General features: G+C 59.7%; 12 protein-coding genes. 8 read left to right on the plus strand and 4 right to left on the minus strand.

What is annotated here, in order from left to right; all coding sequences use genetic code 11:
* Window positions 1-147: 147 nt before the first annotated feature.
* Window positions 148-1071, minus strand: coding sequence for a LysR family transcriptional regulator (locus tag ACSOSP_RS28760; RefSeq protein WP_455311842.1), 924 nt, complete (start codon window positions 1069-1071; stop codon window positions 148-150).
* A 157-nt stretch (window positions 1072-1228) separates the two neighbouring features.
* Between ACSOSP_RS28760 and ACSOSP_RS28765 the strand changes: the two genes are divergently transcribed.
* The 6 genes from ACSOSP_RS28765 to ACSOSP_RS28790 all read left to right on the plus strand — a co-directional run bounded on the left by ACSOSP_RS28765 (window position 1229) and on the right by ACSOSP_RS28790 (window position 7690).
* The gene (locus tag ACSOSP_RS28765) at window positions 1229-1786 is read left to right on the plus strand and encodes a flavin reductase family protein (protein ID WP_455311843.1); all 558 of its coding nucleotides are present in this window, start codon (window positions 1229-1231) and stop codon (window positions 1784-1786) included.
* 75 nt (window positions 1787-1861) lie between these two features.
* Window positions 1862-3346, plus strand: coding sequence for a 4-hydroxyphenylacetate 3-hydroxylase family protein (locus ACSOSP_RS28770; protein ID WP_455311845.1), 1485 nt, complete (start codon window positions 1862-1864; stop codon window positions 3344-3346).
* Window positions 3347-3353: 7 nt separating this feature from the next.
* Window positions 3354-3767, plus strand: coding sequence for a RidA family protein (locus ACSOSP_RS28775; RefSeq protein ID WP_455311846.1), 414 nt, complete (start codon window positions 3354-3356; stop codon window positions 3765-3767).
* 13 nt (window positions 3768-3780) lie between these two features.
* On the plus strand, window positions 3781-4452 hold the full coding sequence (locus ACSOSP_RS28780) for a DUF1028 domain-containing protein (RefSeq protein ID WP_455311848.1): 672 nt from the start codon (window positions 3781-3783) through the stop codon (window positions 4450-4452).
* 1424 nt (window positions 4453-5876) lie between these two features.
* Window positions 5877-7004, plus strand: coding sequence for a VIT1/CCC1 transporter family protein (locus ACSOSP_RS28785; protein WP_455311850.1), 1128 nt, complete (start codon window positions 5877-5879; stop codon window positions 7002-7004).
* Between the two features lie 65 nt (window positions 7005-7069).
* Complete coding sequence (locus tag ACSOSP_RS28790) at window positions 7070-7690, plus strand: hypothetical protein (protein WP_455311851.1); 621 nt, start codon at window positions 7070-7072, stop codon at window positions 7688-7690.
* A gap of 26 nt (window positions 7691-7716) precedes the next feature.
* On the opposite strand, the gene ACSOSP_RS28795 is transcribed toward ACSOSP_RS28790, so the two are convergent.
* The 3 genes from ACSOSP_RS28795 to hpnJ form a co-directional block, all read right to left on the minus strand.
* Window positions 7717-8742 (minus strand): lysylphosphatidylglycerol synthase domain-containing protein, encoded by a 1026-nt coding sequence (locus tag ACSOSP_RS28795; RefSeq protein ID WP_455311852.1) that lies wholly within the window; start codon window positions 8740-8742, stop codon window positions 7717-7719.
* Between the two features lie 32 nt (window positions 8743-8774).
* Window positions 8775-9929, minus strand: coding sequence for a bacteriohopanetetrol glucosamine biosynthesis glycosyltransferase HpnI (hpnI, locus tag ACSOSP_RS28800; protein ID WP_455313702.1), 1155 nt, complete (start codon window positions 9927-9929; stop codon window positions 8775-8777).
* 155 nt (window positions 9930-10084) lie between these two features.
* Window positions 10085-11506 carry a hopanoid biosynthesis associated radical SAM protein HpnJ gene (hpnJ, locus tag ACSOSP_RS28805; protein WP_455311853.1) on the minus strand — a complete coding sequence of 474 codons (1422 nt, stop codon included), beginning with the start codon at window positions 11504-11506 and terminating at the stop codon, window positions 10085-10087.
* 427 nt (window positions 11507-11933) lie between these two features.
* On the opposite strand from hpnJ, the gene ACSOSP_RS28810 reads away from it, so the two are divergent.
* A complete protein-coding gene (locus tag ACSOSP_RS28810; RefSeq protein ID WP_455311854.1) occupies window positions 11934-12608 on the plus strand; it encodes a response regulator in 675 nt (224 codons plus the stop codon).
* On the plus strand, window positions 12572-13897 hold the full coding sequence (locus ACSOSP_RS28815; RefSeq protein ID WP_455311855.1) for an ATP-binding protein: 1326 nt from the start codon (window positions 12572-12574) through the stop codon (window positions 13895-13897). Before ACSOSP_RS28810 ends, ACSOSP_RS28815 begins: the two co-directional genes overlap by 37 nt.
* Window positions 13898-14003: the final 106 nt, after the last annotated feature.

The following is a 14003-nucleotide window of genomic DNA, read 5'->3' on the forward strand; positions in this document are numbered from 1 at the left end:
GCAACCCGCTGCATCTGGGCCGCTGGTTGCTCGCTGCATGGACATCAATCTATCAAGTCAAATTACCAGCCAAAATATTGTTTTTGCATGTAGAACCAAGCTTTTTCCTATCTAGCGGGGTGTCTCGATGTACACGTTCCCGTGCGCTCAACCGCTGTGCTGGCGCCTGATTTCCGCTTCACAGAACGCGGCGAAATGCTGGACGACTTGCCGGAGTTTCATGCTTCTGGACTGGGCAATGCCAAGCGTAGTCGCTTTTACCTCGTCCTTGAACTGCTTGATGACAAAGTCTTCACCGTCAACGGTGCGGCTTGATTTGAGCGGGAAGTTGAGAATGCTGTAGCCCAGGCCGTTCGCTACCATGCCGCGGACAACTTCAGGCTGGGACGACTTGAACGCGGCGATTGGCCGGTCGCCGACCGCGTTGAAGAGTCCGGCGAAGTATTCGCGGCTGTGCGGCAGGTCGAGCATGACGTAGGGCTCGTCGCGCAGGTCGGCCAGTGCGACGCTGCGCGCGCGTGCCAGCCGGTGCGTCCTGGGCAGGATCACATAGGGTGGCAGCGAGAGCAGCGGCGTGAAGGCGATGTCGTCAGTCAGGTCGAGGTTGTAAGTAAGCGCTATATCGAGTGAACCGTCGTGCAGGCCCCGCAGCAAATCCTCCTGATGCGCCTCGAGCGTGCGAAACGCAATGCCCGCATGGTCGGCCAGGAAGCGGCTCATCATTGCGGGCATGAGCGGCGGCGCGAGCGAGACAAGGCAGCCGAGCGTGATGGCGCCGGACATGCCGCCGTCCATTTCCTTGGCGGCCGTCTGCAAGTCCTCCGCGTTCTTGAGCAGGTCGCGTGCACGCCCGAGCATGTCGCGGCCCGCTTGCGTCAGGGATAACCCGCTTGCGTGATGGCGGATAAATAGCTGGACACCGAACGACACCTCCAGGTCCGCCAGCGCCGTGGAGATGGACGGCTGGGAGATATGCAGCAGCTTGGCTGCGGCGGTGAACGACAAGACTTCCGCCGTGACGACGAAGTACCTTAACTGACGCAGCGAATAGCGTAATTGCGCAGGTTCCATAATCGGCCCCGTGGTCTTTTCTAGTAGTTATTGTGCGTGGACATAAATAAGCTTGCATAGGCAAAAGCGATGATTTGCATTTTTGAAATATGTTTTTCGGATGCGTCACCCGAGCGTAGATTTTGCGAAAGGCCAGTGCAAACGCGAGGGGGACGACATGCAACGAGACAGCGGTTCAATGGAATGCGTAGCGGAAGGTGACCATGGTGCAGCCAGCGAAGGAGACGCCTTGCGCGCTGCGTTTCTGGATTCCATGGCGTCGAACTCCACCTCGGTTCACGTGGTGACGACCGGCGCCGGCGACCAGCGTTTCGGCGTGACGGTCAGTGCGTGCAGTTCAGTGTGCGCGGACCCGCCCACGTTGCTGGTCTGCATCAACACGCGAAGCCCGGCGAATGCGGCGGTCGCAGAAAACGGCGTGTTCGCGGTGAACCTGCTCAACGTGGCGCAGCGCGGTATAGCGGATACCTTCGCCGGCCGCTCGGCAACGGCCAAGCCCTTCGACTTTTCCTGCTGCACGCATACGGCTGGTTCGCTGGGCGTACCGCTTATCGATGGTGCGGTGGCTGCGCTCGAATGCCGTGTAGTGGCCCAGCAGGTTATTGGCACGCATACGGTGTTTTTCGGCGAAGTGGTGGCCGTTACTCGCGCGCCGGTGACGCACATGCCCTTGCTTTACTGCAAGCGCGACTATGGCCAGTTCCTGGCTTTTTAGACGCTCGGACAGTCAGGCGCCCATGGGCTTGACCCCTTTCCCGCACGATATTCCTAACGGACCGAGGCACAGTAAATGATCAGAACCGGCGAGCAGTATCGCGATTCCATTCGTGACGGACGGCAAGTCTGGATCAACGGCGAACGCGTGAACGACGTGACCACGCATCCCATGTTCAAACCTATCGTCGATATCCGCGCGCGCATTTACGACATGGCGCACGAGAAAGCGACGCAGGGCGCGATGAGCTACGTCGATGAAACCACGGGCGAGCGCAACGCCATTGGCCTGAAGCTGCCGTACACGCAGCAGGATTGGCACGACAAGCGGCTGGCGGTGGATACCGTGCTCGACGATGTTGGCGGAATCGCTACGCGGGTGGGAGATGAAACCATCGGCGAGATGTGGTCGCTGTATGACGGCAAGGATGTGCTCAACGAAGTGGACCCGCGGTTTGCGGAGAACATCGAGCGCCACATTCATCGCACCTTGCATGAAGACCCGTTCCATGTGTCCGCGAACACGGACCCGAAGGGCGATCGTTCGAAGCCGCCTCAGGAGCAGGACCCCGACATGCTGCTGCATGTAGTGAAAGAAACCGATGCCGGCATTGTGGTGCGCGGCGCCAAGTATGAGACGGCGGCTGCGTATGCGAACCAGGCGTTCGTCAAGCCGACTATCGCCAATTGGGGTGACGCGAAACTTTCTGACTATGCAGTCGGGTTCATCGTCAACATGTCTGCGCCGGGGCTCAAGTTTATCTGCCGCACGGGCTTCGCGGGCCGGGCGAATGCGGACGACTATCCGCTTTCCAACCGCTGTGATGAAATCGACACGCTGCTGATCTTCGACAACGTCCTGATCCCGTGGGAAGACGTGCTGTTCTATCAGCACACGAAGGCCGCTACGTTTATTCGCGCCACGCTGCATCGCTATAGCGCGTTCGCGTTCGTTCAGCGCAACCTGCGTCTGGCCGACCTGATGATTGGCGCCGCGTTGTTCAATGCGCGTCAGACGGGGCTGGAAAAGCAGCAGGCCGTGCAGGAGAAGCTGTCTACTCTCGCGGTGTACCGAGAGACCATCAACGCGCATTTGACTGCGTCCATTGCATGCGGTGAGCGTAGTCCGGCGGGGCTGATGATGCCCAACCAGTCGCTGCTTTATACCGGCCGCGTGCAAGCCTGTTCGCGGCTTCACGAGATGATGCATCTTGCTCGCGAGTTGTGCGGCGGGCAGATTTGCGTGACGCCGGATGCGGCGTCGTTTGCGAATCCCGAGATCAGCGACTGGCTCGACAAGTACTACACCGTCAATGAAAACTGGGTCTCCGATGACCGCCGCAAGCTGCTGGCGTTCGCCCGCGATTTGCTGAATTCCGACTACGCCGGACATCGGCTGACGTTCCAGTTGTTTGCCCAATCGCCACCGTTCGCGCACTTGGGTGCTGTGTACCGCAACTTTGATTTCGACAGTACGCTTGGTTTTGTGAAGAAGGCCGCGAACCTGTCGGACCGTGTTGTTCAATCCAGCGCAGAGCCGCGGCTCAAGCGCGTAGTATGAGGTGTCCATGAGCCATACCCGCATCCGCAAATTCAACACTCGCGAAACTTATCCCGAGCAGAAACTGAACAATGACTTGTGCCAGGCGGTGGTCGCGAACGGCACGGTGTACTTGCGCGGCCAGATAGGCCAGGATCTGGATACGCGCGAATCCGTGGGGGTAGGCGACGTTGCCGCCCAGACCGAAAAAGCCATGGCGAACATCGCGATGCTGCTGGACGAAGCCGGCAGCAAGCTTGAGGATATCTGCAAGATCACGGTCTATCTCGTCGATGTCCGATATCGCGAGGCAGTCTATACGGTGATGGGCAAGTGGTTGAAGGGCGTGTATCCGGCTTCCACCGGGGTCGTGATTTCAGCGCTCGCGCGGCCCGAGTGGCTGGTCGAGATCGACGCGATCGCCGTCATTCCAAACAGTTGAGCGGAGTCTTTCTATGACCTTTTCACTGGCTGGCCGATGTGAGCGGACAGGCATGGTTGGCGGTATCGTGTGCAGTTCGAGCATTGCGGTGCCTAGCCGTTGCTTGTGGGCGAGTCCGCACGGCGTGGTGTTGAGCCAGAACGTGACCGATCCGCGTCTTGGCGTGCTTGGGCTTCAATTGCTGGCGCAGGGGTTTGGGGCGCAGAGTACCCTGAGGCAGTTGCAGGACGCACGGCCCTACGCCGAGTGGCGACAGCTTGCGGTATTGGACGCCGACGGTTCGCGAGACGCGGTGACCGGTGCGAAAGGGCTTGGCACTATCGCGACGAAGGCGGGGCGTGATTGCATCGCGGCGGGGAATTTGCTGGCGCATGATGGCATTCCGGTTGCAATGGCTGATGCCTTCGACGCGTCTAATGCGAGTTCACTTGCCGAGCGTTTGATTCTGGCGCTGGAAGCCGGCGCGGCGGCAGGCGGTGAGGCGGGGCCCGTGCATTCAGCGGGTTTCTGCGTATACGGGCGGGATGTCTGGCCGCTTGCGGAGTTGCGGGTGGACTGGTCCGATGAACCCATCGCTGATTTGCGTGCGCTTTGGCAGCGCTATGAGCCGCAGATGAACGACTACGCGACGCGTGCGAAACGCCCTGAGCAGGCGCCGTCGTATGGGGTGCCTGGAGATTTGTAGGTTTCGTTCGCACTTGGGGTTGGGGGGAGGTTTTGGGGGTAGGGGTTGGGGTCAGTGCTGGGGTGCCAGGTTCCTGCGTTAGCGGTCGGGGTCTATGCCGGGTTGCTGCTTTCGGCCTTAGCGGTCTGCTTGAGTTGGCTCATTTCTTTACCACTATTAGCCACTGCGCGTGGCGGCGCGTCATTTCTTTGTCCAAAGCGACAAAGAAACGAAGCAAAGAAAGCGCTTTCAAAACGAGGGCTCGTAAGTTGACCTAGCGTGCAGTTTTTATGTTTTTGGCACCCCAAAAGCACGGTGCTCGCCAGAGCGACGGATGTGTGAAACCCTCCTTCTCCGAACACCGATACCCACACGCTTCGCCACCAGTGACTGAACCTGCCCAAGGAGCACCCCGCGCTATCCGCGAAAAACCATCCACCAAATTTGTACGCATGCCGAACTACATGGGCAACCCACCACGAAACGAGTTTGCCAAAATGTGCGAGGCCATAGCCGGCGGAAATTGCGTGTGGGCTATGCAAACGCCTACCAAAAAATAAAGCAATCAATATGCGTCCAGCCGTGATGCGGTCCCCGGATACATTCGGGCAGACCACGCAGCTGATCTGTCAGAAACTCAAGGGGTGGGCTTTGTTTCCAAGAAGATAGCAGCGCTGACAACACAACCAACCTACAAAAAATGGAGCCGCGAAGGGCGCGTGAGGCGGTACGAATTCCTTGGCAATCGTGCTTGCCCGAGAGCGTACGGGGCGAAGCGTGTGCGTGTAAGAATTCGCGAGAAGGAGGGTTTCAAACATCCGTCGCTCTTGCGAGCACCGTGCTTTTGGGGTGCCAAAAACGCACAAAGTGCACGCTAGGTCAACTTACGAGCCCGCGTTTTGAAAGCGTTTTCTTTGCTTCGTTTCTTTGTCGCTTTGGACAAAGAAATGACGCGCCGCCACGCGCAGTGGCTAATAGTGCTAAAGAAAATAGCTCACTCACGCAGACCGCTAACCCTGAAAGCAGCAACCCGGCAACGACCCCGACCGCTAACGCACGAACCTAGCAACCCAGCATTGACCCCGACCGCTACCGCAAGAACCTGGCACCCCAGCACTGACCCCAACCGCTAACCCCTGAACCTGGCACCCCCGTATTAACCCCCCCGAGTGCGAACGCCCCCCAACCGTATTGTCTGCGCACTGAAAGGCCCGCCTAATTATTGTCTAAGCATGCTGGCATAAGCTTCACTCAAAGAACGGCTATAGGGCATACGCGCGGTGTCTATCCCTGCCTCAGAAGAGTCCCCAAGCCCCCGCCACCCGTCGTACAAACCATTGCTATTCTCAATTACGCAGACCTTAAAGGTCTTTAACCAGCAAGTACGCCCGATCCGTTAGGATTTACTGAGAAATTTTCCGTAATCCATCGAGGAGGGCAATCCTTTGGCATCGAAGACGGAGCTAAAAAGATTCAGGTCGAACCTGGCCGACGAACTCGACAGCGCGGCGCTTTACGAAACGCTGGCGAACGTCGAGCAAGATGGTTCGAAGAAGGCCATTTATGCGGAACTCGCTGCGTCCGAGTTCGAGCACGCGCAAGTGTGGCGAGAGAAACTTCGGGCGAACGGCGTCAAGGTCCGAACGCATCAGTACAGCGCCAAGACCCGGGTCATGCGCTCGCTCGTGCGAGTCTTCGGGCCGGATTTCGTGCTGCGTACGGTCGCTGCCGCCGAATACGCGGACAGGGACAAATACGCCGGACAGCCGGACGCCGCGCAAATGGCCGAGGAAGAGCATCGGCACGCGGATATGGTGCAAAGCGTGGCGAATCGCAAACGCCCGGAGAAGTCCAAAGGCGCGGAAATTGCCGACGCGGAGTCATGGCACAAGGGCGTTTCGTCGGGCAACGATTTACGGGCGGCTGTCCTCGGGGCGAACGACGGCCTGGTATCGAATTTTTGTCTGATCATGGGAGTAGCCGGAGCAGGGACCAACAACAAGACAATCCTGCTGACAGCCTTCGCCGGTCTGATCGCCGGCGCATGTTCTATGGCGCTGGGCGAGTGGCTTTCCGTAACGAACGCGCGGGAACTCGCGCGCACCCAGATCGCGAAGGAGGCGGACGAGCTTGAACACACGCCTGATGCCGAGCGGCACGAACTCGCGCTCATCTATCAGGCAAAAGGTCTGGATAGCGATGAAGCCAAGCGGGTCGCCGCGCAGATCATGCGCGACAAGGACAAGGCGCTCGACACGCTGACACGTGAAGAACTCGGCCTTGATCCCGCGGAGTTGGGCGGCAATCCGTGGTCGGCAGCCGGCGTGTCGTTTTGCCTGTTCTCCATCGGGGCAATTTTTCCGGCGATGCCGTTCCTGTGGAGCACCGGACTCGCGGCAATCGTCCAGTGTGTTGCGTTAAGCGCGTTGGCGCTCGCGGCGATCGGCGTGTTCACGTCGCTTTTCAATGGACGCGGTGCGGCGTTTTCGGCGATCAGGCAAATCGTTATCGGGTGTATTGCAGCGACTTTCACGTTCTGCGTAGGGCACTTGCTTGGAGTGTCAATATCCTGAGGGTTGCATGAGCTTGAATGATGTAGGCAAGTGTTTTAGCCACGGAGTTTTCGCGGAGCAACGCAATGAAAGCTAAACCGACGGGGGTGCGCCTCATGCCCGCTGCCGGCATGACGGCCTTTGCGCTTGCAGCAGGTTTCTACGCGTACGGGACGTCGACGGGCACGGTCGCTTCGCTCTACAGCACGCTTGGGAATATTGTCGGCGTTTCCGTTGGTCTTGCGTTACCGGCGCTCGAGGCGATTCGCGCGCGACGCGCGATGTATATGCTCAGGCTGGAGCGCTTGCGTGAGACGGTCACCATAGTCAACATCGGCCGCGGGCTCGCCGATCAGGCAAACGCCGCACTGTGTAGCGGTGAGCGCGACAGCAGCTATTTCCAGCGGACCTACAACCGCTCCCGGATCGAACACGCATGCCGGCTCGTCGACCAGATCGAGCCGGCTTCACAGACAAGACGCGCGGACCATGCCGTTGCCGACACGCGGCGTGACCTGCGCACATTCTTCTCTCTCCTCCACTGTGTGGCGTCCGATTTCGGGGATTTTCAGGCGGTGCCGGAACCGGTGGTCATGAGGCTGCGGATGTCGTATGGCAATCTGGCGCAAGACCTCGATTGCCTCGAAACCGAGTGTCGGCGGCTGGAGGAAAAAATCGACTTCTGGCACGTTGCCCGCAAGGTTTGACCGCCGATGTTCAAGTAGCGTGGCGGCTACCGGTCTGCATATTGGTGGTCGCCGCCGCTTCCTGAGTTGTCGACGAGGGGCACTCCGTGCTTCTGCGCCAGCGCAAGTTGCCATGCGAGCAGTCCGGGAACGAAGACGAGCAGGTCGCGCAAACGCCTTGCGCCCGCGAGCGCGAGACTCATGGACGGATCGAGGCCCAAGGCGCCCCCGATCAGAACGAAGCCACCCTCCTGAACGCCCAGCGCGCCGGGTACAAAGAACGCGGCGCTGCTGAGTGCCTGAATCAAGGACTCAAGCACGACCGCTTCAGCGAAACTGATCGGCGAACCGAGAAAATAGAGCGCCAGCCAGATCTCGAGAGAGGTGGCGAGGCACTGCAGCGGTTGCCAGATGAACAGATAGCGCAACACAACGCCGTGTCTTCTCCAGATCAGCTTGATCGACTGGTCGATGCGTAGTGAAGGACCGGCGAGCGCCGCAATCTGGCCGCTTGTCAGGCGATTGAACATGCGGGTCACTCTTTCGAACAGGTTCACGTGTTGGATCAGTGCAAAGCCTGTCAGGAGCGGTGCGAGCAGGGCGAGCCCCCAAAGCACATCCACGGCAAGCTGACGTTCACCAGGTGTGGCGTGGCCCAGCAGGAACACGATGCCTACCAGCGTGAACACGAGCTGGCTGATCAGAGTGAGCTGCATGTCGACGACCAGGCTCGCCACAGCAGTCGACGCCCGCAACCCGGCGCGGGTCAACAGCCGGAACGAGACGATCTCGCCGCCGATCCGCGCAACAGGAAGCAGGCTGTTCACGGACTCGCGAATCCAGACCAGCCGCAGCATGGACATCAGGCTCGGGCGTCGCGGTCCGATGATGAGCGTTTGCCAGTCCCGGGCATTGGCGAGCATCGGCAGCACATGGGCAGCGGCTGCCAGGACAAGGCCGGGACCCGCGGTGAGCAACAGCGCGAATACCGAGCGCGGATCTTCGCGCCACACTAGCGCCAGTGCGACGATCAGTCCAAGCGCGGCGATTGCACGGCCCAGATATTTAGTCATGCCATGTAAATGGATAAATTAAACCGCAATGCTCACTTCTCCCCAAGCGGATAAAGCAGGCCATCGCGGCCGACTTTGAACTTGAACCCTCTCCAGAGTACGCGCGTCGAGAAAAAGCTGCTGACGAAAATGGCGAAGCAGACGAGATCCCAGATCGGCAACAACCACAGATCCCCCGAGGCCTGGCCAAGCGCATGGTCCAGTTGCAGCTTCAGCGCGAGCCGCGTAAGGAGTGCCGCGAGCGTGAGCGGCCAGGTCCACAGTGCGGCCCCGGACAACGCGATCGCCAACAACGCGAACACAAACGGATGCGTGAGCGCCGATCCAAGGTGACCGGCCGGGTCGATGGTTCGAATGGTACGGCTCCAGCGCAGTTCGTGAGAGATCAGTTGCGACGCACTGGTCTCAACGCAAGCATGCGTCACGATGATCGGCGGAACAACAACCTTTTCTCCCAACTGCCGCACCGCTTCGCCAATTGCATGGTCTTCGGCAAGATGATGGGTGAACTGCGAGAAGCCGCCAATTTTTTCGAGCGTCGCCCGGCGCAAGGCGATGGTCTGTCCGAAACAGGGGCGGGCAAGCCGAAGCGCCATGCCGACCACGACGCTTGGAAGAAACTGGTAGTTGCTGGCCTTGGCGGACAGTCGAGGCCAGAAACCTGCATCCGGCAACCCGCGATAAAGACAGGTGACGAGGCCGACTCCCGGATTTTGCAACTCGCCGACAATACCTCGCAGGTAGCCGGGACTGACCCCCACGTCGCTATCGGCGAACACCAGGATGTCGTGGCGCGCATCGGGCAGCATATTGAGGATATTGCTCATCTTGCGGTTCGGGCCATACAGCCGGGAATCGATCACGACCGCAATCTCGGCGTGAGGGTGCAATTGCCGCAACCGCTCCACCACATCGAGCGCGGGGTCCGTCTTGTCGTGGACGCCGAACAGGTACTGTACGGGACCGGCATAATCCTGCTTGCAGAATCCCGACAGGTTGTCGAGCAGCGCTTGTTCATTCCCATGCAAGGGCTTGATGATGGTCACGCCCGGAAACGAACTGGGCTCCGCGCAGGGGCGTGCAAGAAAGCGCCTCGTCAGCGCCGCGGCCGCCAGCATGTAGAGGATCCCGAAGACAGCGCTTGCGCCGCACACATAGGCCGCTAACCCAAGCGTCAGGTGGACCATATGCGGGCTGCCTGCGTGGATGGCGAATGCGACCAGCAGGACGGCGCCTGCCAGCCACGCAGATCTCACGGTCAGCCTTCGAAGCCTTTTGTGTCGTGTGGGTGACAAGCCCGGAAACTGAGCGGGCACGTCTGGCATGTCGGGCGCCCGGGGGATCATGCCTCGTGAGCCCGCAGGAACTTGAAGAACTCCACGCCTTCGCGCAAGCGCCGCTTCATCATCTCCCAGCTCATCAGCATCTCGCGGACGATTTCCCAGATCTTCGACGGCCTGAAATAGAAGCGCTTATAGAACTCTTCGAGGCCGTGATAAATCTCTTCGCGCGACAGATGCGGATAGCCGATCGCCGAAAGCTGGACGCCCTTCGAACTGACGAGATTGATGACCTTGTTTTCCTGCAGCCAGCCATTGTCGACCGCTTGCTTGTACAAGGTCGTGCCGGGATAAGGCGCGGCAAGCGACACCTGGATGGTGTGCGGGTTAATGTCCTTCGCGTATTCGATGGTCTTCTGGATCGTCTCGCGGGTTTCGCCCGGCAGGCCGAGGATGAACGTACCGTGAATCTTGATGTCGAGCTTGCGGCAATCTTCGCTAAAGCGCCGGGCGATATCGGTACGCAAGCCTTTCTTGATGTTGAGCAGGATCTGGTCGTCGCCCGACTCGTAGCCGACCAGCAGCAAACGCAGGCCGTTCTCCTTCATGACTTTTAGCGTGGCGTAAGGCACGTTCGCTTTCGCATTGCAGGACCAGGTGACGCCAAGCTTGCCGAGTCCGCGCGCTATTTCTTCCACTCGCGGCTTGAAGTCGGTGAAGGTGTCGTCGTCGAACATGATCTCCTTTACCTCAGGCATGTTGTCCCTGATCCACTTCACTTCTTCGAGCACGTTGTCCACCGAACGCGTGCGGTAGCGATGTCCCCCGACGGTCTGCGGCCAGAGACAGAAAGTGCACTTCGACCTGCAGCCGCGCCCGGTATAGATCGATACATAGGGATGTTTCAGATAGCCAATGAAGTAGTTCTCGATCTTCAGGTCGCGCTTGTAAATGGGTGCGACAAACGGCAACTCATCCATGTTCTCGAGAATCGGCCGGGCCTCGTTGTGCATGATCCCGCCGTCGGGCAGGCGGTAGCTCAGGCCGGGAATCGATGCAAGCGGCAAGCCTTGTGCTATGTCCCGGCAGGTAAAGTCGAATTCCTCCCGGCACACGAAATCGATTGCCTCGCTGGCGACGAGCGAATCGTGCGGGTCGACCGCGACCTTCGCGCCAACCATGCCTACCAGCACCGCCGGCTTCCTTTGCTTTAACTGTTCGGCGAACAGCGTGTCGGTAGGAAACGACGGCGTGCTCGTATGAATCACGACGAGATCATATTGTTGTGCGATATCGAGCGACGCTTCTACCGAGAGACCATCGGCGGGAGCATCGAGCAAACGGCTTCCTTCAATCAGGGCCGCTGGCTGGGCGAGCCATGTCGGGTACCAGAACGACCGGACTTCGCGCTTGGCCTGATATCGCGAACCCGCTCCGCCATCAAAACCATCGTACGAAGGGGCCTGCAGGAACAGCGTTTTCATGGGTACTCCGGAAGGGCGCGATTTGGATAAATACAGGGACTGATTGGACGGAACGAACGTTACGGCCGTGTGATGAAAGGCTTGATCATGTCGAATAAAGCTGAGGTTCAGGGGGCGGCGTACTGAACACGAGTCTTGCGAAAAGAAAATGTCTTTCAAATGAAAATGAAAGTTAGCCGATAGCCTTTAGTGATTTATATCGGCGCGTGCTCCTGGCGAAAGGCGCACAACGCCCCTCACGCCTGGCGAACAAGTCGACAGCGTGACAGGCGGGAAAAATGTTGATCGCAAACACGCAAAAAGTGTCGTGGCGCGGACCGTGGAAGTAAAATAGACCGCCTTACTTAGCCGATAGTTAGGCAACCTGAATCGTTTGTAATCTTGCTAATAATCTTGTTTCTGATTTACTCGAACGGAAGACACTCGCATGCGCATCCTGGTCGTAGAGGACGACGAGTTGATCGGTACCGCGATTGCTCGCGCACTGCACGATGCGGCTTATGTCGCGGACTGGGTCATGGACGCGCCCTCGGCAACGGGCGCGTTGCTCGGCCGCGAGCACGACGCCGTGCTGCTCGACCTGAATCTTCCTCATGGCGACGGCCTGAGCATCCTGCGCGACCTTCGCAAGCGCGACGCCGATACACCGGTCCTCATCATGACTGCGCGCGATGGCGTGGATGACCGTATCGAAGGGCTTGACAGCGGGGCGGATGATTACCTGGTCAAGCCGTTCAACCTGAACGAAATGCTGGCGCGGCTGCGTGCCGCAACCCGCAAGCTCGGCCACCATCCCGACGCCACGCTTTCAAGCGGCAAGCTGTCGCTCGATCCGCGCACGCTGGTCGCGGTGTATAACAATGTCGAGTGCCGTTTGTCGGGTCGCGAGTTCGCGGTGCTGAGGGCGCTGCTCTCGCGTCCCGGCATCATCCTGTCGAGGAGCGAGCTTGAGAACCGGGTCTACGGCTGGAACGAGCAGGTCGACAGTAACGCCGTCGAATACCTGATCCATACAATCCGGAAGAAGATCGGGCACAGCGCGATTCGCAACATACGAGGTGTGGGATGGATGGTCGACCGCGACGAAAGCCACGCTCGCTGACAAGACAACTGACGTGGTCGATCATCGGCATCATCGTGGTGTTTGCGATGATGGGCGGCGCGCTGTCATTCGCCGGCGGGTACCGGGAGGCGAGCCGGTTGCAGGACAGCCATTTGCATGACATCGGCGTCTTGATCAACAGCGGCAAGCTGATGCTCGCGTCGGCTACCGTGACGTGGCCCGATGCGCATGGCAACGGCATGTCGATGATCATTTCACGGGTGAGTCCGGGTGAACCTGAAACCGGTATCAACGTGCCTCTGCCGCCACTTGAAACCCTTCCTGACGGGTTCCAGAACGTCGACTTCGAAGGCAGGCGCTGGCGCGTCAATGTGCAGACGCTGCAGGGCGGCGACCGCCTGCTGGTGGCGGAGCGCTCGACCATCCGGGACGAGATCGCTCATGACGGCTCGCTGCGAACGCTGTTGCCCATGCTCGCGCTGACGCCGCTTCTGCTGATTGTCATCGCGCTGATCACTCGCGGCGCGCTGGCGCCGGTACGCCGCCTTGCAGCCATCGTGGACGGGCAGGACGAGGTCACGCTCGACGCGTTGTCGGAGGTGGGAATCCCGAAGGAGTTGCTGCCTTTCATCCGCTCGATCAATCGCCTGATCAGCCGGCTCAAGGACGCCATGGCTCAGCAGCGGCGCTTTATTGCCGACGCTGCGCACGAGCTGCGCTCGCCGCTGGCCGCGCTCACGTTGCAGGCCGAGAGTCTCACGGCGGCCACCGGCCCGGAGGACGCTCGAGGGCGGCTGGAGGCCTTGCAGGCTGCGGTGCATCGCACTGCAAGACTGGTCGAACAACTGCTCGCGCTGGCCCGTTCACAGCATGCAGCCGCGCCCGCGCATTCGCTTGTGTCGCTTCACCGGCTTGCGACCGATGCGATCCAGGACGCGGTCAACGTAGCCAATGCGAAAAACGTGGATCTCGGACTCAAGCAGGTGGACGACATCCAGGTCGACCTGGACGCCTCAGCCGTCACCATTGCACTGCGTAACCTGGTCGACAATGCGGTGAGGTATGTGCCCGAAGGCGGCAAGGTTGACGTTGCCGTGGTGAACCGCGAAGGCTATCTCGTTTGCAGCGTCAAGGACTCGGGACGAGGTGTTCCCGATGACCAGCTTGTGCGCGTGACCGAGCGGTTCTATCGCGTACCGGGGACGGTGTCTAGCGGTAGCGGGCTCGGTCTTTCGATCGTTTCGGAGATCGCTCGGCGCAATGGCGGACGGCTGGAACTGCAGAACGCGAGCGATGGTTTTCACGCGACTTATTATCATTTGCTTTAGCGCGCATAGCCTAAGTCTGCGCTAAGGCAGCCGTTTTATTAATAGGCAGTCCGGGTTCATTCGCTCTTGCGGGCCGCAACGTGCGCAAACCATGTGAACGGTCAGC

Source organism: Caballeronia sp. KNU42, from assembly GCF_053760385.1.

Bases quoted from the DNA above. Each gene is read 5' to 3' on its own strand.
- ACSOSP_RS28760 (WP_455311842.1), bottom strand. From the start codon at position 1,071: ATGGAACCTGCGCAATTACGCTATTCGCTGCGTCAGTTAAGGTACTTC.
- ACSOSP_RS28765 (WP_455311843.1), top strand. From the start codon at position 1,229: ATGCAACGAGACAGCGGTTCAATGGAATGCGTAGCGGAAGGTGACCAT.
- ACSOSP_RS28770 (WP_455311845.1), top strand. From the start codon at position 1,862: ATGATCAGAACCGGCGAGCAGTATCGCGATTCCATTCGTGACGGACGG.
- ACSOSP_RS28775 (WP_455311846.1), top strand. From the start codon at position 3,354: ATGAGCCATACCCGCATCCGCAAATTCAACACTCGCGAAACTTATCCC.
- ACSOSP_RS28780 (WP_455311848.1), top strand. From the start codon at position 3,781: ATGACCTTTTCACTGGCTGGCCGATGTGAGCGGACAGGCATGGTTGGC.
- ACSOSP_RS28790 (WP_455311851.1), top strand. From the start codon at position 7,070: ATGAAAGCTAAACCGACGGGGGTGCGCCTCATGCCCGCTGCCGGCATG.
- ACSOSP_RS28795 (WP_455311852.1), bottom strand. From the start codon at position 8,742: ATGACTAAATATCTGGGCCGTGCAATCGCCGCGCTTGGACTGATCGTC.
- hpnI (WP_455313702.1), bottom strand. From the start codon at position 9,929: ATGGTCCACCTGACGCTTGGGTTAGCGGCCTATGTGTGCGGCGCAAGC.
- hpnJ (WP_455311853.1), bottom strand. From the start codon at position 11,506: ATGAAAACGCTGTTCCTGCAGGCCCCTTCGTACGATGGTTTTGATGGC.
- ACSOSP_RS28810 (WP_455311854.1), top strand. From the start codon at position 11,934: ATGCGCATCCTGGTCGTAGAGGACGACGAGTTGATCGGTACCGCGATT.
- ACSOSP_RS28815 (WP_455311855.1), top strand. From the start codon at position 12,572: ATGGATGGTCGACCGCGACGAAAGCCACGCTCGCTGACAAGACAACTG.